Origin of the sequence: Psychrobacillus sp. INOP01 (assembly GCF_018140925.1) — a bacterium.
Classification (GTDB): Bacteria; Bacillota; Bacilli; order Bacillales_A; family Planococcaceae; genus Psychrobacillus.
The window spans coordinates 1,777,267-1,798,541 of sequence record NZ_CP073315.1 but is presented as its reverse complement, the minus strand read 5'-3'; the positions used below and the strand labels follow the sequence as shown (position 1 = coordinate 1,798,541).

The 21,275-nt window shown below is 36.6% G+C and carries 18 protein-coding genes; 9 read left to right on the top strand and 9 right to left on the bottom strand.

Annotated elements, in window-relative coordinates; translation table 11 throughout:
• Window positions 1–46 precede the first annotated feature (46 nt).
• From KD050_RS09030 to KD050_RS09020, 3 genes are read left to right on the top strand one after another with little or no spacing between them, the layout of a single operon-like run.
• Entirely contained in the window at window positions 47–502 is a 456-nt protein-coding gene (locus tag KD050_RS09030; protein WP_211895840.1) for a hypothetical protein, read from the top strand.
• Window positions 499–873: a DUF5412 domain-containing protein gene (locus KD050_RS09025; RefSeq protein ID WP_211895839.1), complete on the top strand. Its 375-nt coding sequence runs from the start codon at window positions 499–501 to the stop codon at window positions 871–873. The genes KD050_RS09030 and KD050_RS09025 overlap by 4 nt, the downstream gene beginning before the upstream one ends.
• A gap of 12 nt (window positions 874–885) precedes the next feature.
• The gene (locus KD050_RS09020) at window positions 886–1,299 is read left to right on the top strand and encodes a hypothetical protein (protein WP_211895838.1); all 414 of its coding nucleotides are present in this window, start codon (window positions 886–888) and stop codon (window positions 1,297–1,299) included.
• Between the two features lie 38 nt (window positions 1,300–1,337).
• On the opposite strand, the gene KD050_RS09015 is transcribed toward KD050_RS09020, so the two are convergent.
• Window positions 1,338–1,757, bottom strand: a complete 420-nt coding sequence (locus KD050_RS09015) for a DUF4395 domain-containing protein (protein WP_211895837.1) — start codon at window positions 1,755–1,757, stop codon at window positions 1,338–1,340.
• A 159-nt stretch (window positions 1,758–1,916) separates the two neighbouring features.
• Window positions 1,917–3,572, bottom strand: coding sequence for a ribosomal protection-like ABC-F family protein (gene abc-f / locus KD050_RS09010; protein WP_211895836.1), 1,656 nt, complete (start codon window positions 3,570–3,572; stop codon window positions 1,917–1,919).
• 439 nt (window positions 3,573–4,011) lie between these two features.
• Here abc-f and dapD point away from each other — a divergent pair, with 439 nt between their 5' ends.
• Window positions 4,012–4,725, top strand: a complete 714-nt coding sequence (gene dapD, locus KD050_RS09005; RefSeq protein WP_211895835.1) for a 2,3,4,5-tetrahydropyridine-2,6-dicarboxylate N-acetyltransferase — start codon at window positions 4,012–4,014, stop codon at window positions 4,723–4,725.
• A gap of 11 nt (window positions 4,726–4,736) precedes the next feature.
• Window positions 4,737–5,861: an N-acetyldiaminopimelate deacetylase gene (locus KD050_RS09000; RefSeq protein WP_211895834.1), complete on the top strand. Its 1,125-nt coding sequence runs from the start codon at window positions 4,737–4,739 to the stop codon at window positions 5,859–5,861.
• A gap of 201 nt (window positions 5,862–6,062) precedes the next feature.
• Here KD050_RS09000 and asnB read toward each other — a convergent pair whose 3' ends face one another.
• The 3 genes from asnB to KD050_RS08985 form a co-directional block, all read right to left on the bottom strand.
• The gene (gene asnB, locus KD050_RS08995) at window positions 6,063–7,907 is read right to left on the bottom strand and encodes an asparagine synthase (glutamine-hydrolyzing) (protein ID WP_211895833.1); all 1,845 of its coding nucleotides are present in this window, start codon (window positions 7,905–7,907) and stop codon (window positions 6,063–6,065) included.
• A gap of 104 nt (window positions 7,908–8,011) precedes the next feature.
• Complete coding sequence (locus KD050_RS08990) at window positions 8,012–9,250, bottom strand: ABC transporter permease (protein WP_211895832.1); 1,239 nt, start codon at window positions 9,248–9,250, stop codon at window positions 8,012–8,014.
• Window positions 9,243–10,142 carry an ABC transporter ATP-binding protein gene (locus tag KD050_RS08985; protein WP_211895831.1) on the bottom strand — a complete coding sequence of 300 codons (900 nt, stop codon included), beginning with the start codon at window positions 10,140–10,142 and terminating at the stop codon, window positions 9,243–9,245. The genes KD050_RS08990 and KD050_RS08985 overlap by 8 nt, the downstream gene beginning before the upstream one ends.
• 129 nt (window positions 10,143–10,271) lie before the next feature.
• Between KD050_RS08985 and KD050_RS08980 the strand changes: the two genes are divergently transcribed.
• Window positions 10,272–11,678: a stalk domain-containing protein gene (locus tag KD050_RS08980; RefSeq protein ID WP_211895830.1), complete on the top strand. Its 1,407-nt coding sequence runs from the start codon at window positions 10,272–10,274 to the stop codon at window positions 11,676–11,678.
• A gap of 612 nt (window positions 11,679–12,290) precedes the next feature.
• Here the strand turns inward: KD050_RS08980 and KD050_RS08975 are convergent.
• Complete coding sequence (locus tag KD050_RS08975) at window positions 12,291–13,205, bottom strand: DNA-3-methyladenine glycosylase family protein (protein ID WP_211895829.1); 915 nt, start codon at window positions 13,203–13,205, stop codon at window positions 12,291–12,293.
• Between the two features lie 126 nt (window positions 13,206–13,331).
• Between KD050_RS08975 and KD050_RS08970 the strand changes: the two genes are divergently transcribed.
• On the top strand, window positions 13,332–13,778 hold the full coding sequence (locus tag KD050_RS08970; protein WP_211895828.1) for a GNAT family N-acetyltransferase: 447 nt from the start codon (window positions 13,332–13,334) through the stop codon (window positions 13,776–13,778).
• A gap of 259 nt (window positions 13,779–14,037) precedes the next feature.
• On the opposite strand, the gene aroD is transcribed toward KD050_RS08970, so the two are convergent.
• On the bottom strand, window positions 14,038–14,790 hold the full coding sequence (aroD, locus tag KD050_RS08965; RefSeq protein ID WP_211895827.1) for a type I 3-dehydroquinate dehydratase: 753 nt from the start codon (window positions 14,788–14,790) through the stop codon (window positions 14,038–14,040).
• Window positions 14,791–14,856: 66 nt separating this feature from the next.
• On the opposite strand from aroD, the gene KD050_RS08960 reads away from it, so the two are divergent.
• On the top strand, window positions 14,857–15,708 hold the full coding sequence (locus KD050_RS08960; RefSeq protein WP_211895826.1) for a GNAT family N-acetyltransferase: 852 nt from the start codon (window positions 14,857–14,859) through the stop codon (window positions 15,706–15,708).
• Between the two features lie 124 nt (window positions 15,709–15,832).
• On the opposite strand, the gene KD050_RS08955 is transcribed toward KD050_RS08960, so the two are convergent.
• Both KD050_RS08955 and KD050_RS08950 read right to left on the bottom strand, forming a co-directional pair.
• Window positions 15,833–16,405, bottom strand: coding sequence for a hypothetical protein (locus tag KD050_RS08955; protein WP_211895825.1), 573 nt, complete (start codon window positions 16,403–16,405; stop codon window positions 15,833–15,835).
• A 272-nt stretch (window positions 16,406–16,677) separates the two neighbouring features.
• On the bottom strand, window positions 16,678–17,529 hold the full coding sequence (locus tag KD050_RS08950) for a TetR/AcrR family transcriptional regulator (protein WP_211895824.1): 852 nt from the start codon (window positions 17,527–17,529) through the stop codon (window positions 16,678–16,680).
• Window positions 17,530–17,628: 99 nt separating this feature from the next.
• On the opposite strand from KD050_RS08950, the gene KD050_RS08945 reads away from it, so the two are divergent.
• Window positions 17,629–20,718 (top strand): efflux RND transporter permease subunit, encoded by a 3,090-nt coding sequence (locus KD050_RS08945; RefSeq protein ID WP_211895823.1) that lies wholly within the window; start codon window positions 17,629–17,631, stop codon window positions 20,716–20,718.
• Window positions 20,719–21,275 lie beyond the last annotated feature (557 nt).

Genomic DNA, 21,275 nt, shown 5'->3' with positions numbered 1-21,275 from the left:
CTGAAAGGCGAATGAAACGTCAACTTACTTAAGGGGGTTGTATTGTTTGAATAGTAAAAATATTTTCCGCTTTGGAGTTGTCTTTATATTATCTGTCTCTATATTATTTCCAATTAAATCATTTGCAAATTGGGCATATGAATTTGTCGTATGGGATGACTACGTATATGTAATCACGACTGAAAAGGTCGGTGAGGTTGATAAAAAAATTGGTCATGTGACGAAGTATTCGGATAGGGAAGGAACCTACTCTGGTAATTTCTCAAATGCCTATCCGAAAGGGACTAAGTATTATTCTATCCAAGGGATAAGCACAGATGAAGCAATTGCTGTTCAAGAGGAAGGTGGAACATATATTAAGGCGACCAGGGATGGGGAGTACGCCGGTAATAAGTATGGTCTAGGCAATCTAGGTTCTCCAGTTTTTGTTGGAGCAATTATTCTGTTGATTCTTATTATGATTATAGGAAGAAACTATTATAGAAAAAGGAGAGAAGGATGAAAAGGAACCTAAAAATAATTCTCCTTGTAGTAAGTATACCGATTACTTTGATCGTGGTTCTACTGGGTATCTTTGTGTATACATTTTTCGTTAGCATGGAAAGTCTTCCAAAGGGAGAATTTCTTACGGAGGAATCATCACCAGATGGTAAATATACGTTAAAAGCTTATATTACAAATGGGGGAGCCACGACTTCTTATGCAATTCGTGGCGAACTTGTTTTTAATGAAAAAAATGGGAAGACCAAAAATATTTACTGGGATTACAGAGAAGAAGTTGCAGAAATTTCTTGGGTGGATAATGATACAGTAATTATCAATAAGCGTACTTTAAACGTTCCTAAGGAAAAATATGATTTTAGATTTCATTAGCGGAGGGATTAGATGAAAAAAGTAATTTGTCTATTCATGATGCTGGTCGTCGTATTGTTAGTAGGTTGTACTGAAAATGAAACAATCGAAAAACTGACAAGAGTGGATGTTTTTCATGTAACTGTAGACGGTAATTATGCAGATGAAATAATTATTGCTGATCCGAGTTCAGTTGATGAATTAAACCAAGTATTCGACCGGATTGAATGGGAACGAAATGTTAAAGCAGAAATGTCGAGAAAAGAGGATGTAAAAGCAGTTCTTTTTTTGGAGGATGACGTAAATATGCCTGAACGTTTAGTGGAATATAAAATATGGTTTGAAGGAAACGGCACTTCTACGATTAAAGAGAGTGATTCTTACGGCAGATTGGACGAAGTTGGAACAAAAATATTAAAAGATGTCTTCGAATTTGAAGACAAATAAATAGCCTTTCCAGTTTCAATGGAAAGGCTATTTTCTCATTATATAGCTGACTTTTTTCTGCGATAGTTCCATTGTTGAAATTGGAATCGTATGAAACAACCGATACAAAATCCTGCGATCGCAATAGATGCAGCGAGACCGACCATAATTGTTGCGAGATTAAATAATAATGACCAGTTCAATAAAAAACTGATGCTAGCTACTAACAAAAAGCCAACTGCAAGCCATTGATTGAATCTAAGCTGCGTATAGTCTTCTTGTATATATTGATTGGCAGGTTTAGATAAAAACCTTTTTGCCACAACTAGTATCGGATGAAAACCTGTTAATAAACTTGATAAATTTGCAACTAACGGTATAAGCAATATCCATGCTGATTGAGTTAGAAGTGCAATGATTACAGATAGAACAATCGTCCATTGATTGACCATTACGAGAGGTTTCGGAATTGTTTTCACCTTAAAACCTACTTTTCTTATTGGATTTACTTTATTATATGGTGATAGCCATAAAAAGTAAATAGGAGAACCCATACTGACATATTTCCCGGGAAATTGGCAAAGTCTGATCTGAAACGACAGACCGTGGAATATACACAATAAAAGCAACCTACTAAATTATTGCTTTCTTAATTTATTTATTTTCTTAGTTAATTCATTAAACTGTATATCTAGCGTGCTATATTTAGGGTCATTTCTCTTTAAAAAACTAAGTTCTCCAAGTACTGCCTGTCGTTCTGTTTCTAATGTTAAAAGTTCTTTTTCAAGTAACGATTCATTGTTTTTATGCATCCACTCGTTATAGTTCATTTCCAACTTTCGGATCGATTTATTTTCGAATACAAGCAATTTGTTCGTTAGCTTTTCTAAGAAATATCGATCATGAGTTACGAGTAAAATGGTCCCTGGATAAGTGGAAAGTGTCTTTTCTAATTGCTCACGAGAAGGAAGATCTAAGTGGTTCGTCGGTTCATCTAAAAGTAAGACATCCTTTTGGTCAAGCATAAAATCCATTAGCTTCAGCTTCACTCGTTCTCCCATGCTCATTGTTGATATAGGACGAGACCATTGTTCTTTCGAAAAGCCTAAATTTGTCATGAGTGTTTGGATGTGTCCTCTTGTTTTAAAGTTGGATGGTCCAAAAAATTCAAATGGTGTTTGATCTTCTGGTAAGTCGAAAACAGTTTGGCGTAAATAGCCAATATTCATAGACTCAGATTTCCAAAGGTCTCCTTGAAAGTTTTCTTCTCCTAATAGCATACGCAAAAATGTCGATTTACCGCTACCATTTGAACCTAATAACCCTACACGTTCTTGAGCCTGTATGGTGAAAGACGCGTTCTGAAAGAGTGTTCTCTTTTCAAAGTCTTTTCTCATGTTTTTTGCTTCTATAACACGTTTACCTTTTTTCTTGTTTCCTTCAATGGAAAACGACACTTCTTTTTCTTCGTTTGGTTTATCTATAGTATTTTTGGTAAGTTCCAGTTCTAGTCTTTTCTTTTTGGAACGTATCTGTACGTCCATTTTTTTCGCTTTCACACGATAATATTCTTTGTTAAATTCTTGCTTGGTGGATTCTGCATGTGCTTTGGTTGACCAGTTTTTTAGCTCCGTAATTTGTTTCTCAACATGCTGGATTTTTGATTGCTGGGCATCATATAGCCTTTGTTGTGTCAGAAGTTTCTCTGATTTTTTATCTCTATATGTTGAATAGTTTCCTGCGTATACCGTCAATTTTTTATTTTCAACTTCCCAGATATAATCGGCCACCTCATCTAAGAAATAACGATCATGTGAAACTAAAATGATTGTGCCATTGTAGGAGAGAATCTGTTTTTTTAAGTAGGATAAGCTGTCTTGATCTAAATGATTAGTAGGCTCATCTAGCAATAACACTTGCGAATTCTCTGCAAATACACGTGATAACCTTCTTTTCATCTTTTCCCCGCCACTCAGATGAGCATATTCTCTTCCTTCTGGAACAGTCCATTTACTGAAGTAGACAAATTCATCGTGTTCATATTCTATTTGGCTAAAGTGCTCATCTTCTTGCTGAAAGTAGCTTATAGAAGGGGAATTTCCAATCCATTCCACCTTCCCGCTAGCAGGAAGTATTTCATTAGATAGAACGGAAAGCAAGGAAGATTTACCTTGTCCGTTACCACCAACAATTCCAATCACGACATCTGACGGAATATCTCCTTTTACGTTCTGTAATACCTCATCATCACCAAATGTAATGCTTATATCATTTAGTTTTCCTAATAATGTCATACAAACAACTCCTCTTTGGAGGGATAAAAAAAATCCCTCCGAATAATACGGAAGGATTTTGCTGACCATGAAGAAAATACGAAAAAACGCTACACATTCATTGCTGTGTAGAGAATACCGTTCGTATCATATTGAATAATGGGCAGACTAATCCTATTTCCGTTTGCGTTTAAAATATTTTGTTCTGCACGTAGCAGTAAATATTATGCAAGAAATAAGATTAAATAATCATAGTCCACCCATCGTCCCTTCAAAATTGTTAATAGAATTATAACATATTTTTTATATAACTGTCTTCAAAAATGGAAAGAAGTGAGTAACGTATAGAAAGTTATGAGAAAATATGAATTTTCAATTATATTTCTGAAAATGTATTTAAATTCGTGATTTTTAATAAAAATTCCTGTAGAATGAATACATATTTGAGGAGGTATGGAGAATGAAACAACTAGATGCAAACGAGATTATTTCATATATTCAACACGCTAAAAAATCAACACAGGTAAAAGTATACATAAAAGGAAACGGTATAGATCAAATTTCTTTCGGGGAACATACAAAAGTGTTTGGCCAAGGAAATTCGCTAGTATTATTTGGAGAATGGTCTGAAATCGAATCTGTTTTAAATAAATATAAAAATCAAATTGAAGATGTAGTAGTAGAAAATGAAAGTCGTAACTCTGCTATTCCACTCTTAGATTTGAAGGGAATAAATGCTCGTATCGAACCAGGTGCTGTTATTCGCGATCAAGTTAGTATCGGAGATAATAGTGTTATTATGATGGGCGCACTTATTAATATTGGTGCAGTTATTGGAGAAGGCACAATGATTGATATGGGTGCAGTTCTTGGTGGACGTGCGACTGTAGGGAAAAACTGTCATATTGGTGCTGGTGCAGTGCTAGCAGGAGTAATTGAACCACCTTCTGCAACTCCGGTAATTATTGAAGATGATGTACTAATTGGTGCAAATGTTGTAGTTCTTGAAGGTTGTAGAGTTGGTAAGGGTGCAGTTGTAGCTGCGGGTGCAATTGTAACTAAGGATATCCCCCCGTATACGGTAGCTGTTGGAGCACCTGCCAAAGTGATTAAAGAAATAGATGATCAAACAAGATCGAAAACGGAAATCATGCAAGAATTGCGTCAGTTATAAGTTGGTGGACGATGAAAACCTTACAAGATATTCGGAGAGACTTACATCGTATACCTGAATTAGGTTTTGAAGAGGTAAAAACACAAAGCTATTTATTGGAACAAATACGTGCACTACCACAGGATAGACTGACAATCACTACATGGAAAACAGGGATTGTAGTGAAAATAGAGGGAACCAATCCTGCACAGACAATCGGTTGGAGAACGGACATAGATGGTCTTCCGATAACAGAAGTTACTGGGCTTCCATTCGAATCTAGCCATCCCGGGAAAATGCATGCCTGTGGACATGATGTGCATATGACAGTGGCATTGGGTTTACTAAGAAAACTAGTAGAAAATCCTATAAAGGATCATGTAGTTATTCTATTTCAACCGGCAGAGGAAAGTCCTGGTGGTGCTCTTCCAATGCGTGAATGGTTGAAAAAAGAGCAACCAGCTTTGATGCCCGATAAAATATTTGCCTTTCATGTAGCGCCAGAGTACCCTGTAGGGACGGTAGCTACTCGTCCAGGCTTATTGTTTGCCAATACATCTGAATTGTTTATCGACGTAATTGGTAAGGAAGGACATGCGGCATTTCCACATCAAGCAAGAGATATGTCTGTTGCAGCCGCAACACTATTATTGCAACTGCAGACAATTGTAAGTCGTTCTGTTAATCCAATGGATCCCGCAGTTCTTACTATTGGGAAGTTCACCTCTGGAACAGTGCAGAATATTATTTCTGGTCATGCTCGTCTTGAGGGTACTATTCGGACAATGGATGCAGGAACGATGACGATTATTAAAGAAAAAATCGAATCATTTTGTCGAGCAGCAGAAATTGCTTTTGAATGTGAAATTCATATAGACTACGGTTCGTCCTACTATCAGGTTAAAAATGATGATGTGCTTGCGAACGAGTTTTTGGCATTTGCGGAAGCAAATCCAGCAACTAACGCCGTTTTATGTGATGCAGCTATGACTGGCGAAGACTTTGGTTATTTTCTACAAGAAATACCGGGGCTGTTATTTTGGGCTGGGGTTAACTCATCGTATGGACTGCATCATCCGAAGCTAAGCCCTGATGAAGCAGTAATTGACTATCTTGTGCCATTTATAGATTCTTATTTTCGTGAAGTTTCAAGCTAATAAAAAGGATTTACTCTGTCTAGAACAGAGTAAATCCTTTTATTCAGTTATTTGCTTACTCTATAAGTTACTTGCGCTCGCTGTTTGTTTACTTCCTATTAATGATGATTAACTTACGACTCATGAAATTTATCCATCTTTTATTACAATTCTTTATAAGATCTTACCTTCAACATGCAGGGGTAGTATGTGAAAGTGAATTTAATCTACAAGTTGAACATTATATTCCTTAAACCAAATATGCAATTGCACTAGGTATGCAAGAAGCTGTGGACCAGACATTAACTGACCAAACCATGGTACTTTAAATGCTTCTCCATTCGATTCGACTAAATCAGCCAACCGCTGCTTTTGAAATAGCTCATGCAGAATAGAGTTTTTATCTTGCAATTGTTCCTTTAACATACTATTCACAATCCCTGTATAAACAGGATTATGCGTTTTGGGATATGGACTTTTTTTGCGATAAAGTACATCATATGGCAGACTACCTTGAAATGCCTTTCGTAGAATACCTTTCTCCTGATTGCCAACCATTTTGTATTCCCAAGGAATATTCCATGCATACTCTACCAACCGATGATCCGCAAATGGCACGCGCACCTCTAAACTAGCACCCATACTCATACGATCTTTTCTATCTAAAAGAGTAGTCATAAACCAGGTCATATTCATATAAAACAGTTCACGTCTTTTTGCTTCTACACTCGTTTCACCATCTAATAGTGGAGTTTCAGCTAAAGTTGTATCATATGCGTTTTGTACATATTCTTCTATCTTTAATTTGCCCTGCCAACTATCATTCAATAACTGAAAACGTTCCTTAGTAGATCGTATCCAAGGAAATCCTTTTTCTGCGTTTCCTATCTGATGAAACCAGGGATAGCCGCCAAATATTTCGTCTGCACATTCTCCAGATAGACCGACCGTAAAGTCCTGTTTAATTTCCCTACAAAACCATAATAATGAAGAATCGATATCTGCCATCCCAGGAAGGTCTCGTACGTGAACAGCCTCTTTTAGATATTCCGCTAGTTTTTGTTGGGTAATAATAGAGAAATGATGTTTTGTATCTAGATGATTTGTCACCTTTTGAATCCAAGGGAGGTCGTTTGAAGGCTGAAAGGTATTGCCTTGAAAATGGTGATCATTATCTTGGTAGTCGATGGAGTAAGTGTGCAGAGGGGACTTCGAATTCTGTGAATAGGATTTGGCGGCAATTGACGTAATAATACTAGAATCCAAACCACCAGAAAGGAATGTGCTTAGAGGTACGTCTGATACAAGCTGTCTTTCTACAGCATCAGTTACTAAGTAGCGAATTTTTTCTGTTGTTTCGTCTAATGAATCTGTATGTTCCTTGCTTTCTACATTCCAGTAACGCCAAGTCCGAACCCCGTTACGAGTTAAGCTTAGTGCATGGGCAGGGCGTAATTCATTTATGTCCTTGTATACTCCAGAACCAGGGGTACGTGATGGACCTAATCCAATAATTTCTGCAAGGCCATGACTATTGATGATTGGAGATATAGAAGGATGTGCAAAGAGCGACTTTTGTTCAGAACCAAATAGGAAACCCCCATTTTTTTCGGTATAAAAAAGTGGTTTAACTCCCAGACGATCTCGTGCCATAAACACTTTTTGTTCGGTTTCATCCCAAATGGCAAAAGCAAATATACCGTTAAAATAGTCAACACATTTTTCCTTCCATTCAATATAGGAGGTCAACAAAACCTCGGTATCCGAATGACCAGAGAAGGAATGCCCACGTTTCAATAATTCCTTTCTGAGATCCTCTGTATTGTATAATTCTCCATTATACGTAAGTGTATATTCATTTGATTGATAGTTTTTGGTCATTGGTTGTTTTCCACCAACAGGATCTACTACTGTTAGACGGCGATGCCCAAACATGGCGTGCGGAGAACTCCAAATATTATCGTCATCTGGGCCACGCTTCTTTAAGGTTTCCGTCATCTTTGCAACTGCCGACAATTCGTTTCTCAAATCCCTTTGAAAATGAATCCATCCTGTAATTCCACACATATATGCATCCCTTCTTTCATCCATTATTTTATGCAAAAAATCAGAGATTGTATCAAAAAAATCGCAAAGGTGGATACCTTCGCGATTATTTCGATGTAATAATATTAAGTTGTTACCTTTAGCACGGTTTTTATTTTTTGAATTATACCTCCACTACTATAAGTTAAAACACTTCGTTTGTAGAAGGATAAGCTTATTGCGAACAAAAGAATTACAGTGACGATTAATATAGCCATGGACAGGATTGGTTCGAATGTGGATATATCTGTTGCCCCAATTCGCAGTGGCATGACCATACCTGATGTGAAAGGAATATAAGAGAACACCTTGATCAGCAACGTATCAGGACTTGCCATTCCAGAGATTAATACGTAGAATCCAATAATTCCAACCATCATCGCTGGCATCATAGCCTGACTTGATTCCTCTACCTTGGAGACTAAAGACCCCAATAATGCACCTAGTATTAAGTACAAAATGATAGTTATCAATAAAAATGCTACTGAGTATCCGATAAATACAAGGGATAATTCGTTGGCAATATCTTTGACAACATCCCATTTAGAGCCTCCGTCAATCAGTGCAAACAACAATCCTTGAACGAGTAATAATCCTGCAATTTGTGTCAATGCTAGCAGAAACGTTCCGGTTAATTTCGCCATAAAGTGTGTGGCAGGCTTTACGCTAGCAAGTAAAACCTCTAAAACACGTGAACCTTTTTCGGAAGCTACATCAGTTGTAATCATGGATAAAAATGTCATAACAAATGAATAAATTAAAAATCCTACTAAAAATGAAGCACCAATTCCTGCAGCTTTTTCATCCTCACTTTTGCCTGAGGCAGATTGCTCATCAAGATTTTTCATCGTGATTGTAGTTTCGGATTGAAGAATTTTATCTGCTTGCTCTGCTGTTAAATTTAGCTGCTGTACTTCATATATTTTCCCGGCATATTGCAAAGTTGAAGAAAGACTTTGCTGATCATTAAATGTCAGTGGTTCAAAGGTGGCGATTTCTGCTGTCAATGAATTGTCCTGATCCTCAACGTAAATTACAGCTGCAAAGTCCCCATTGATTACTTGTTCTTCTACCTTTTCAACCTCACCTTTAGGGAAGGTAAATTGTATATCACTAGTAGATTCAAATAATGCTTCAATTTCCACATCTGTTTCGTTGATTAGAGCAATTTGTAAAGCTTCTTCCTGGAAAAAAGCTTCTTTAATGTCAGACCAGAACATAACACCACTGATAACAGCTACGTATAGTACGATAGAAAATATAAATGATTTCGCTTTTACTTTTTGAACATATAACTGCTTAACTAATAACCAAAACTTAGACATGCGTACCACCTACCTTATCCTTGAAAATTTCATCTAATGATAAATAATCTAAACTGAATTTCTCTATATATTTTCCATTAGATACATAGTCAAAGATAGACTGCGCGTACGATTCATCCTCAAGTGTTAATGTATAATGATCTTTCCCTACTTGAATATCCCTTACACCATGTAGTCCTGCTAGAGCTTCTTTTGGAATTTCTGTGCGAATGGTTAACTTGGTTTTTCCGTATTGTTTCTTTAAATCCAATAAATTTCCGGAAAACAAAGACACTCCACGCTTTAGTAAGCATAAATGATCACAAAGCTCTTCGACATTATCCATTTGGTGACTAGAAAATAATATAGTCGTTCCTTTATGCTTAAGGTCTAGAATTGCTTGCTTTAGTAAATCCATATTCACGGGATCCAAGCCACTAAACGGCTCATCTAATATAAGGAACTCAGGTTGGTGTATAAAGCTCGCGATTAGTTGTACCTTTTGCTGGTTTCCTTTAGATAAGGTTTCCGCTTTTGCTTTTCTCTTATCCTCCAACTCAAAACGATTAATCCAATAATCTACTTCTTTTTTTAGTTCTTTTCTATGCTTCCCTCTTAGCTCACCGAAAAAGTATAATTGATCTTCCACTGTCATAGCAGGGAAGATGCCGCGCTCCTCAGGTAAATAGCCTAGAATATCTCTATTAATCGAATTAATATGCTGCCCATTCCACGTAATACTTCCTTCAGTCGTCTCCTGTAAGTCTAAAATCATGCGAAATGTCGTTGTTTTACCAGCACCATTCTGCCCGATCAATCCAAAAATTTCTCCTTTTTCAATTGTAAAGGACAGACTATTAACAGCGACGAAGTCTTGATATCTCTTAGTTACTTGGTTGATTGATAACGTCATATTCAAACTCCTATCTCTTTTCTCTTTTCATTCTATACGAATAAGAATTAAGAATGTTTCATTATTATTGTAACTTTTTTGTAAATAAGCCCGTCAAATGGAAAGAGAAGTAAAAAAAGGAGAGATTCGATGAAGAAAATTTGTGGAGCTATCGTAATGATTTTAATGTTAGAGCTTATAGGGAGCCAAGGAGTGTATGCACAAAGTGGGGATGCAAAAGTAGAAGCAACTAACTTTGTAAAAGCATCTGGAGTTATAACAAAAGTGGAGAAAAAAGAGGACACTGTCACATTAACTGTAGAGACAGCTGACAAAGAGCCGCAGATAACTTTTTACAACGTAACAGACGAAACGCTTGTTTACAATAGTGGATCAACGAAAAAAATGGAGCAATCAGCATTCCAAAAAGGCCAGCAAATAGATGCCTATTTTGACAAAGATAAACCGATGCTCACGATATATCCACCGCAGATTTCACCTGAATTAGTGATTGTACATGATGATAAAGCATTCGGTTCCGTTAAAGTAGGGAAATTTGATGAAGAACTACGTAGTTTAGATAATGAATTGAACTTGAATGTGGATAATGAAACTGTTCTAGAAAATACTGCAGGAGAAAAAATAGAAAGAAAAGACTTAAGAGGAGAAGAGCTTATTGTATTCTATACGATGTCTACAAGAAGTATCCCAGCTCAAACTACTCCAAGTAAAATAGTGGCACTTTCTTCTGTGGAAGTAGAGGACACTTCAAACTTCATGAAATTTTCAGGTGTCATAACAGAAATAACAAACGATAACAATCAGCTAGCACTAACAGTTGTGTCAGAAGAGGATGAACCAAGTACGACTATCTTCACACTAGATAAAAATGTCCTGTTCTTTAAAGATACAAATGCAGAGCCAGTTAAAAAAGAATCCTTTAAAAAAGGCCAGAAAATAGAAGCTTACTACGATAAAAATAAGCCAATGATTTTGATTTATCCAGCAAGAATAACTCCGGAGATTCTCGTTGTTCATGATAAAGAAAAATTCAATTTTGTGAAAGTGGCAAAGTTTGACCAAAACTTGATTAGTTTAGATCGAGAGCTTCAATTGAACATTTCCAAAGAGACTGACATTCGTAATGAAAAAGGAGAAGCAATAACTCAGGAGGTTTTAGAGGGAAAAGAGCTAATTATATTTTATAATACTGCTACAAAAAGTATTCCAGCTCAAACAGTTCCAACGAAAATTGTCGCTGTAAATTACCTTTCACCCGAACTGAAACAAATTATTAATGATGATCATTTTATACAAAATGGGATAAAAATGATTCCGCTCCGTAAAGTAGCCGAACAACTTGGATATGAAGTGGAAAATAACGCTAACTCAACGCAAAAGAAAGTAACCCTTACAAAAGGGAACAGTTCTATCCAAATTATTCGTGATACGAAATCTTACAGCTACAATAAAAGCCTGCGATTATTTTTAGAACAACCGGTGTTAAAAAATAAGAAAACATATGTATCAGAAGAGATTCTAGAAATATTAAAATAAACATAAAACCCATCTTTCTCTAGTTGAGAGTGATGGGTTTTATGTTCAAGAATAAGAAAGTATATAAAAATGAAACGTGAATACTGGGTTCATGGTACTTTAAAAAATTAATAAAACTGCTGATTTCCGTTTCAGGTTGACGCGTTCCGCAGGGTGAGAGATTAGCCATCACCGCCGCTTCGCGTATGTTGTGATGGCTAATCTGTCTCACTCATCCTGCTGGAGTCGCCACCTTCCACTACAATCAATTAAATTAGTGGTACTCAACAAGAAGATTGAGCACAGCCTATCGCTAAGACGATTGGATTATTTTAAGTTAATGTAGGGACAATACCAACCTGTAATTTGTTGCCATCCATACTAGTTGATTGAAGCGCAGGCGGCGACTTCTGAGGGAATAGAAAAGGCTAAGCGCGCCAAATCGTGTGGCAACGCCTTCGTGACCAACATCCTGTTGGCCCGAGGAGACTGAAGCCGTGCTAAGCGAAAAGCGTCCACTGTAGCGGAAATCAACGGTGTTGCTAAGGTTAGTCTTCTTAAAAGGGCCGGGCGTCTTTTTGCCCGGTTTTTCTTAGATTGAGAGTAAGACAGGCTGTGGGGCATTCATAATCATCAGTAAAGCAATCTCCATAAATAAAACGTTGCATATGCTTCCCAACCGGTCCAGTGCTGAGCCAGTTGCATAATTTCGCTCTTAGTGGGCTTGGTTTGTGCTCCATTTACCTGTTTAATAGCATTATGTAGTCCTACATCATCGATAGGAAAAGCGGAAGGAAATCTTAAACAGCGCATTAATACGTAATTAGCGGTCCACGGCCCTATCCCACGAATTTGAGTAAGAATCTTTTCAGCTTTTTTTACATCATTTTCTACAAGGAGCATTTCTTTTGTCAGTACACCTTTATAGATTAAATTAGCCACTTCTATTAAATACTCACATTTTTTTACGGTCATTTTTAATCCACTTAAATCCTGTACAGTCAGATATGCAATAGTATCAGGTGTTGGGAATAACCAATAGTCGTGCCCTTCAAAATGAATAGAATGACCATAAGTTTCCACTAAACGACGCTTTAATGTATAGGCATAAGTTAGGTTGATCTGCTGACCGAGTATACCCCATGTCATTGCTTCAAATAAATCAGGAATGCCCATAATACGTAGCCCACTAAATTGTTTTGAAGCCTGCGACAATATAGGGTCTGTGGAAGCCAAAATATAAAATTGCTGCAAATCCACTTTTAGATCAAACCACTCAATTATATAAGCTATTACCTCTTCGCGACTGCTTTTACTTTCAGGTCGTGTGTGATTTAAAAATTCGATTGTTAGAATTTGATCTTCCAATTTGCTTATTTCTATTAATGTGGTGCAGGTTTCTAGTGATATCGCTTTTCGAATTTTATTGTCCCGAATAAGAAATAAGCATTCATTAGTTGATCTGTCGAGATATTGAAGATTCTTAGAAAAGCTAAATCCAGACGGAGTATGTAATAGTATTTTGTCGTCTATTTCTTCCCAAAACAAATTGTGCCACCTCTTTTATACGTTCTTATTATTCTGAAGATGAGTTATGCTAAAAGTATACAAGAAGAAAGGTAGATATGATACCGAGTGTATTAGAGATTTACAAAAGAAAGTGGAGGGTATTCCATGGAAATACAAAGAATAAATAAAGCATATCCAATAGAATTATTATTATTGGCAGATCCTTCTGAAAAGCTTATCAAGCAATACCTAGAACGGGGAAAATGCTACATCGGCGAAGAAGACGGAGAAATAGTGGGCGTATTTGTATTACTTTCAACTAGACCAGAAACCGTAGAACTCATTAATATTGCGATAGTGGAGCAGCATCAAGGTAAGGGCTTTGGAAAAGCACTCGTAATAGATGCTATTAAGAAGGCAAAGGAACAAGGGTATAAAGTAATTGAAGTTGGAACCGGCAATTCGAGTATTGATCAGCTAGCCCTCTATCAAAAATGTGGATTTCGAATTATCGGAGTGGACATAGATTTCTTCACTATCCACTATGAAGAGGAAATTATTGAAAATGGCATACCATGTGTAGATATGATTCGACTAGCGCAATTATTATAAAGTCCAATAAAGAAGGAGAGGTGCGCCCGAAATTGTATCTTCGGGCTCTTTTTCTATGTGTAGGAAAGAATCTCTTCCCTTCTTCCTAAAAATATTTCTAACCTGTTTCCAAAAGTTGTAGGAGGGCGACGGACAGGCAAACGTCATAAGATCATCCTCTCTAAAAAGCCAGTCGGTAATAATATAGCGACAAGCCTGTCCAAAGCCCTCCGAAAGAGGTGGAAACAGGTTTTGACTCTGAATGATGCTTTCACCTTTCCTAATTGGTACGCAGTAATTCTAAAATATGTTTAAGGTCACTCGCTGGAATTTGCCCAGGAGCAGATGATGCTACACCAGCACCGAATGTTGCGGCAGAGCCGAAGACCTCACCAGCTAATCGACTTATTACCCCGGTTGAAGCCATGGACATGGTGATAATTGGTCGGTCTGCAAATAATGAGTACATCGTATGCGTCGCATCTAGTAGTGTCAGAACATCTGATGGGTTGCTAGGCATTACGGCAATTTTGACTATGTGCGCGCCCAGCTCCTGCATCTCTCTAAGTCTCCACACGATTTCTTCCTTTGCCGGGGTCTTCTCAAAATCATGATTAGACATAATAATCTTAATGTCATTTTCTTTTGCGCTTTCCATAATTTCAGTCACATTAGGTGAAAATAACTCTACATCTATTAAATCTATTTCCTTCGTTTTCATCATTTCCACAAGAAGAGTTTCGTAGTATGAATCCTCGATGGTTTTATTGCCACCCTCACGATGCGTCCTAAAAGTGAATAAGAGCGGGATAGGGTATAGCTCTTTACGAATGATAGAAAGGGCTTGCTTTACTTTAGTTAAATCTTCGATATCCCCTAACAAATCTGCACGCCATTCGACAATATCTAGTTTTATTTGTTTAATTGTGTTTATTTCCAAAAGGAGCTCTTCTAGAGTTGTTCCTATTAGTGGAACAATGACTTTTGGTATACCTTTTCCTATATGAATATCTCTGATTGTAACAACTTTCATAAAAGTATCCCCTCCAGCAGTGTTTTAGGTTATATTAACATACAAAGATAAAAGGAGGGCAATTATATGAATTTTCAGCATTATGGAAACGTAGAGGCATTCGCAAATAGAGTCACACCTTTTTTGGAGGAAAATGAAGATAAGTTTAGCTTGTTTTTAGGTGTTTTAGAGAGAATAAAAGCTGGGGCATATGAAAATCCATACTTGGCAACTATTGAAGAAAATGATCAATTATTAGCGATTTTTCAAATGACTCCTCCACATCCATTTAATATAATATTTGTTGATGAAAAACAAATATCTAAGTGCACTGACTTATGTATAAATGAAATAATCAATCATTCCATACCGGTAGAATCAATTATCAGTGTGAAGGAATGGGCTTTTCAGTTTGCGCAAAAGTGGCAAGAAAAAACGGGTGGGAAATACTCTTTGATGATGGATCAAGGGCTCTATAGACTGGATCAAGTAGAGCAATTGCTAGAAATGAGCCCCGGCACATGGCGGTATGCAACAGCTAACGACGCACTGCTTTTAGAGAAATGGTATAGTCAGTTTGAACATGATACTGGGCTATCAAAAACAGCTCCAGTAGAAATAAAAAAACGTGTGAAAACTATGTTAGATGGAAAGGAAGTCTTCTTATGGGAAGACCAAGGGGAAGTTGTATCCATGATGAAAAAGGCAAGACCAACAACAAATGGGATTACAGTCTCTCTTGTTTTTACACCTGCAGAAAAACGAAGAAAAGGGTACGCACGAACAATGGTTGCTGCAGTGAGTAAAGAGTTATTGAAGGAATTTAAGTTTTGTGTTCTATATACAGATATGCTCAATCCAACATCGAACAAAATCTATCAAGAAATAGGCTATCAGAAGCTCGTAGATTCTGTTCATTTGAATTTGGAAACAATATAGTAATGCTCTTATACGTTAAGGCAATGTTAAGAAAGATACTTTAAGCCTAGGATTCAATATTAAAGAGGGTAGACGAAGGACGGGGCATAGCTGCCCTCTTCATCTACCCTTTAGAATTTCTCTATCATCTTTTTTCTTTTTTGTTATCCTCTAACTCTTCCAGAGTTTCTTGGTATTCCTCTTCAATATCAGTTGTTTTGTATATAAAAGGTTCATGGTTGTAATCAGTCCGTTTGCCGTAACGAAGCATTTCATAAATAATCAGTCCGTTGTTCGGCATGCCATTTACTGTTCTCATCGGAATAATATCAAACAAAACATAATAAAATCCATAAAATACAAAGCGATTCCAAAACGTTTTATGTTCTTCTAACATACCGTTTGCTAATAATGCATTTAATAGTAGAGCCACCGAAAGATTCATGAAGATTGGACCTGCGTAAATACATATATATGCTAGTTTACTTTTCCTTCTTAAAGAATCATATGAAAACCAACTAAATAGATGATAATATTTTCGAACATCAATTATCCAAAACTTAAAAACTCTTGGCCCAGAGCCAATAGTCAATCTTGGATTTTTCACTCCGAAAATCTCACTTGCTATCAAGTAACCTGTTTCCCGTAGAAATATAACAATAGGTAATATGATAAATGCTGAAATTACCAAAGACAGAAAATCCGAAAATCCAAACATTTTATCACAACTCTCCAGAAATAATGATGTTGTGAATAAAATACCCGATTTGTGTAAGAATGAATCTTGAAATAATCTCCAACTAATTATTAATATTTTGGAAGTTAATAAATGAACGAAGTGACTTTAACTTTGCAGATTTCTATTCTTCATTAACATACACTCCTATAAAAAACTACACAACAGATAAAATTCTACAGGTGAAAGTAGCACCATTCTATTCCGAGGAGGCTCGACTCGCTCAGCTAGAAAACGTCCGTCTGAAAAGGAAATCAACCGTTTTCTTTAACAGAGCTTAACTCTAAATAATTCCGAAGTAAGAAGGCAACCCATTTGCAATTAGGATAGCTTTGAATATTTTTTAAAAGACCTTCTACAAGAGCTGGACTTAGAGAGGGATCTAGTAAGTGTTTTTTTAACAAGGTAAGCGATTCTTGTTCAAGTGGCTCCTCTGCTTCCTTTAAACTCTGTTCTAAAATTTCAAGCAGTTGATCGCTCGTTACTTCCGTATGAGTCAACCGTTTAAGCTGGAAAATTTCTTCGGTGATAAACGGAATTGTAGCATGTGTTGCGAGCAGGTTTGTTTTTTCTACTAATGATTGTGCCAGCTGATCCAAATTTACCGGGACATTATTGAATAAAATTAATTCCGAATAAATACTTATGAAACCTTTAATACAGTAGACTAAATCATGTTTCGTATTTTCGATCTTTTCCCCAAATATCCTTTCCATCATAGAAAGGATAGTTTTCTCTAGTAATCGATCGTAATAATGAAATTTAATAACAAGCTCCTTATTAAATGATTGGGACTGTTCTTTCATCAAAATCTTAGCAAAATTAGAATGCTTTTGAGAGGATTGGAACATGGTAAAGTAAAATTCATATAATGTTTTCTCATCATTTTGTGTGTTTGTGACCTGATAGTCAGTATCTGAAATCATTTGAGTCATAAATTGGTCGATTAATGCTAATATCAATTCATCTTTAGATTTGAAAGACAAATAGAAAGCACCTTTAGAAATTCCGCAGTGTTCGGTGATCTGTTGAACAGAAGTTAGTTCAAATCCTTGTTGTGCAAAAAGCTCTAATGCTTTTTCCATTATTAATTGTTTTTTACCCATCTGAAACTATCGCTCCTAGTTCATATTATTGACAACTGACTAATTAGTCATTATTATAAATAATTGAGAAGTCAAAGTCAATAAGGGGTAGGTGTAAGAGTGAAGGGTTTAGTCAATTTTGTTCTTCATAATAAATTAGCGGTATGGTTGCTTACAATTATTATTACTGTGTCCGGTATTTATTCGGGAACACGTATGAACATGGAAACAATTCCGGATATTTCAATCCCGTATTTAATGGTAATGGATGTCTATCCGGGTGCAACACCTGAGCAAGTTATGGAAGAAGTATCCATGCCTTTAGAGAAAGTGGTAGAAAATCTTGAAGGTGTGAAATCCGTTTATTCTAATTCCAATTCGAATATGGCAAGTATTCAAGTGGAATATGAATATGGTGAAGATATGGCAGAGGCAAATCGTGCATTAAAATCTGCATTAGAGAGTGTTAAATTACCAGAGGGAGCACAGGAACCAATTGTCACTGCTATTAGCATGAACATGATGCCTGTTGTGGCATTAAGTGTTAGTAGTACGACAGAAGACATTGTAGAGTTAACATCTACAGTTTCAGATATATTAGTTCCTAAAATTGAGAAAATAGATGGCGTAGCTTCTGCAACTATTGCAGGACAGCACATTGAAGAAGTTAACCTTACGTATAACGAAGAAAAAATGACCGAGCTTGGATTAACAGAAGATGATGTAAAACAAATGATTCAAGCAAGTGACTTAGCAGTTTCATTAGGTCTTTACGAATTTGAAGAAGGCGAAGAGGCAGTTTCAGTAGATGGCAAGTTCATGACTTCAGATGAATTAAAGGAAATGCTTATTCCGGTAACACCATCTGCAACAAATCCGTCCCCGTTTGTGAAACTTAGCGATATTGCTTCTATTGAAGAAGTAGGTAGAGTACAATCTGTTTCACGTACAAATGGTGAGGACGCAATTTCTATTCAAATTGTTAAAGGACAGCAAGCAAATACTGTTGATGTTGTTAATAGTGTGAAAGAATTGATCGAAGAAGAACAGAAAAATATTGATGGTCTTGTTATTGATGTATCTCTTGACCAAGGTGAACCAATTGAAGAGTCAGTTAATACGATGATTGAAAAAGCCTTATTCGGTGGTTTAATTGCCGTTTTAATCATATTACTTTTCCTACGTGATTTTAAATCAACGGTAATTTCAATAGTATCTATTCCAGTGTCCATTTTTATGGCGTTACTATTATTGAACTGGATGGATATCACGTTGAATATTATGACCCTCGGAGCTATTACAGTAGCCATAGGAAGGGTAATAGATGACTCCATTGTAGTAGTGGAAAATATTTATCGTCGTATTCATTTAAAAGATGAAAAATTATCAGGACGTGCGCTTGTTCGTGAAGCAACTATTGAAATGTTCAAACCTATTCTGTCATCTACACTAGTTACGGTTGCAGTATTTGCACCATTATTATTTGTAGGTGGTATGGTCGGAGAATTGTTTATGCCATTTGCATTAACAATGACATTTGCACTTGGTGCATCATTGATCGTGGCTGTTACAATTGTTCCAGCATTGTCCCACTACTTATTTAAGAAGAAATTATATGGAGAAAAGAAAGAAAGTAATCATAAAGAAGTTGGTAAGCTAGCTAATGGCTATAAGCGAATATTGGAATGGACGCTTAATCACAAAGTCATTACTTCTATCGTTTCTATTGTTTTATTAGTTGGTAGTTTAGCTTTAACTCCATTAATAGGCTTCAGCTTCTTAGGAAGTGAAGAAGAAAAAGTTATGTATTTAACGTATACGCCAGAAGCTGGTGAGTTAACGGAGGATACGTTAGCTAACGTTGCAGTAGTAGAAGAAGAGTTACTAAAAAGAGACGATATTGATATTCTTCAATTGTCAGTAACGGACAGCGATAGTGCCGATCCAACAGCTGCGATGATGGGTGGTGGAGCAGGCGGTGCATTAATGTACCTTATCTTCGATCCAGAAATGGAAAACTTCCCAGAAGTACGTGAAGAAATTGAAGAGTATGCATTTAATATTGGGCAAACAGGCGAGTGGAAGAGCCAAAACTTCTCCGCTATGTCGATGTCTTCAAACGAAGTTAGCTACACATTCTACAGTGAAGATTTAAATAAATTAAATGAAGCTGTAAAAATGGTAGAAGATGTAATGAATGAAAATGACGGCCTAGAAGATATTTCTTCAAGTACAGAAGATGCTTATGTAGAATATACATTCAAAGTAGAACAAGATGAATTACTTCAGTATGGTCTAACAACTGGTCAGATTGTTATGATGTTAAGTCCTACAGCTACACAGGATGTATTGACTACTGTTGAAAAAGATGGCAATTCACTAGATGTGATTGTTCAGCAAGAAAAAGCAGAACAACCGAAATCTGTAGATGATATTTTAGCTACAGAAGTACCTACAGCACTGGGTACGACAATGCCTCTTTCTGAGCTGGTAACAGTAGAAGAAGGAACAACACTTAATACTCTTGCACGTAGTAAAGGGGAGTATTATGCAACTGTTTCTGGAACAATCCTTGGAGATGATATTTCAGTCGCAACATCTGAGGTAGATGAAGCAATTGATAAATTAGACTTACCTAAAGGAGTGACTGTTGGTGTAGCCGGTGTAGCTGCTGATATGACAGAAACATTTACGCAGCTTGGTTTAGCAATGCTTGCAGCTATAGCAATCGTGTACTTTATCTTAGTTGTAACATTCCGTGAGGGTGTAGCACCATTTGCTATACTGTTCTCTTTACCATTTGCAGTAATAGGTTCATTCGTTGGTTTATTGATCGCAGGAGAAACTATTTCTGTATCGGTTATGATGGGTATGCTCATGTTAATCGGTATCGTAGTCACAAATGCAATTGTACTTGTGGATCGAATTATTCATATGGAACGTGATGGTATGAGTATGCGTGAAGCAATTCTAGAAGCTGGGGCAACTCGTCTCCGTCCAATTTTAATGACAGCAATCGCAACGATTGGTGCATTAATACCGTTAGCTGTTGGATCAGGTGGCGGTGGTTTAATCTCGAAAGGTCTTGGTATTACTGTAATCGGTGGTTTAACAAGTTCAACGTTATTAACGTTAATTGCTGTGCCAATCGTTTATGAAATCCTATCAAAATTATTCAAGAAAAACCGTAAAGAAGTAGAAGAGAACTAACAAGAAAAGCGTAAACACCTATAGTAAGCCCTTCAAGACATTTATTGTCTTGAAGGGCTTTTGTGTATGCTAAGGTATGAAAAAAAGCCATTCATTTTAATAAAAGAGTTCAATAAAGCTAAAGAAAAAAAGACAAGAAAGTATTTAAAAGTGTTTCGTGAATACTAGGTTCATGACACTTTAAAGAATGAATAATACAACCGATTTCCGTTTCAGGTGGACGCGTTCCGCAGGGTGAGCGATGAACCATCACCGAAATAAAGAGAAGTAGTAAGTGTTTGCCCTATAAAGAAGTGAAGTAGCGAACGAAATAGCATTTTCGAGAGCTTCTATTAAGAATAGTAAAATATCTTTTTTCTAGTTTTCCCAAAACGGACTTACCTGTTTCTAAGAGTTGTAGAAGGGCGATGGACAGACAAACGTCATAAGATTATCGAGAAAGAGAGGCTGGTCGTGACATCAGTCACGGCCAGCCTCTCAAAAAAATTAACCGGTAATAATAAGTGAAGAGTCTGTTCAAAGCCTATTAAAAATGGAAGAAACAGGTTTTGAACTAA

Excerpts from the sequence above, each read along its gene's own strand:
- asnB (WP_211895833.1), bottom strand. The coding sequence starts at position 7,907 with ATGTGTGGAATTACAGGATGGATTCATTTTCAAAGGGATTTGAGAAAC.
- KD050_RS08960 (WP_211895826.1), top strand. The coding sequence starts at position 14,857 with ATGAATTTTCAGCATTATGGAAACGTAGAGGCATTCGCAAATAGAGTC.
- KD050_RS09020 (WP_211895838.1), top strand. The coding sequence starts at position 886 with ATGAAAAAAGTAATTTGTCTATTCATGATGCTGGTCGTCGTATTGTTA.
- aroD (WP_211895827.1), bottom strand. The coding sequence starts at position 14,790 with ATGAAAGTTGTTACAATCAGAGATATTCATATAGGAAAAGGTATACCA.
- KD050_RS09025 (WP_211895839.1), top strand. The coding sequence starts at position 499 with ATGAAAAGGAACCTAAAAATAATTCTCCTTGTAGTAAGTATACCGATT.
- KD050_RS08950 (WP_211895824.1), bottom strand. The coding sequence starts at position 17,529 with ATGGGTAAAAAACAATTAATAATGGAAAAAGCATTAGAGCTTTTTGCA.
- KD050_RS08985 (WP_211895831.1), bottom strand. The coding sequence starts at position 10,142 with ATGACGTTATCAATCAACCAAGTAACTAAGAGATATCAAGACTTCGTC.
- abc-f (WP_211895836.1), bottom strand. The coding sequence starts at position 3,572 with ATGACATTATTAGGAAAACTAAATGATATAAGCATTACATTTGGTGAT.
- KD050_RS09000 (WP_211895834.1), top strand. The coding sequence starts at position 4,737 with ATGAAAACCTTACAAGATATTCGGAGAGACTTACATCGTATACCTGAA.
- KD050_RS08955 (WP_211895825.1), bottom strand. The coding sequence starts at position 16,405 with ATGTTTGGATTTTCGGATTTTCTGTCTTTGGTAATTTCAGCATTTATC.
- KD050_RS08990 (WP_211895832.1), bottom strand. The coding sequence starts at position 9,250 with ATGTCTAAGTTTTGGTTATTAGTTAAGCAGTTATATGTTCAAAAAGTA.
- KD050_RS08980 (WP_211895830.1), top strand. The coding sequence starts at position 10,272 with ATGAAGAAAATTTGTGGAGCTATCGTAATGATTTTAATGTTAGAGCTT.
- KD050_RS08970 (WP_211895828.1), top strand. The coding sequence starts at position 13,332 with ATGGAAATACAAAGAATAAATAAAGCATATCCAATAGAATTATTATTA.
- dapD (WP_211895835.1), top strand. The coding sequence starts at position 4,012 with ATGAAACAACTAGATGCAAACGAGATTATTTCATATATTCAACACGCT.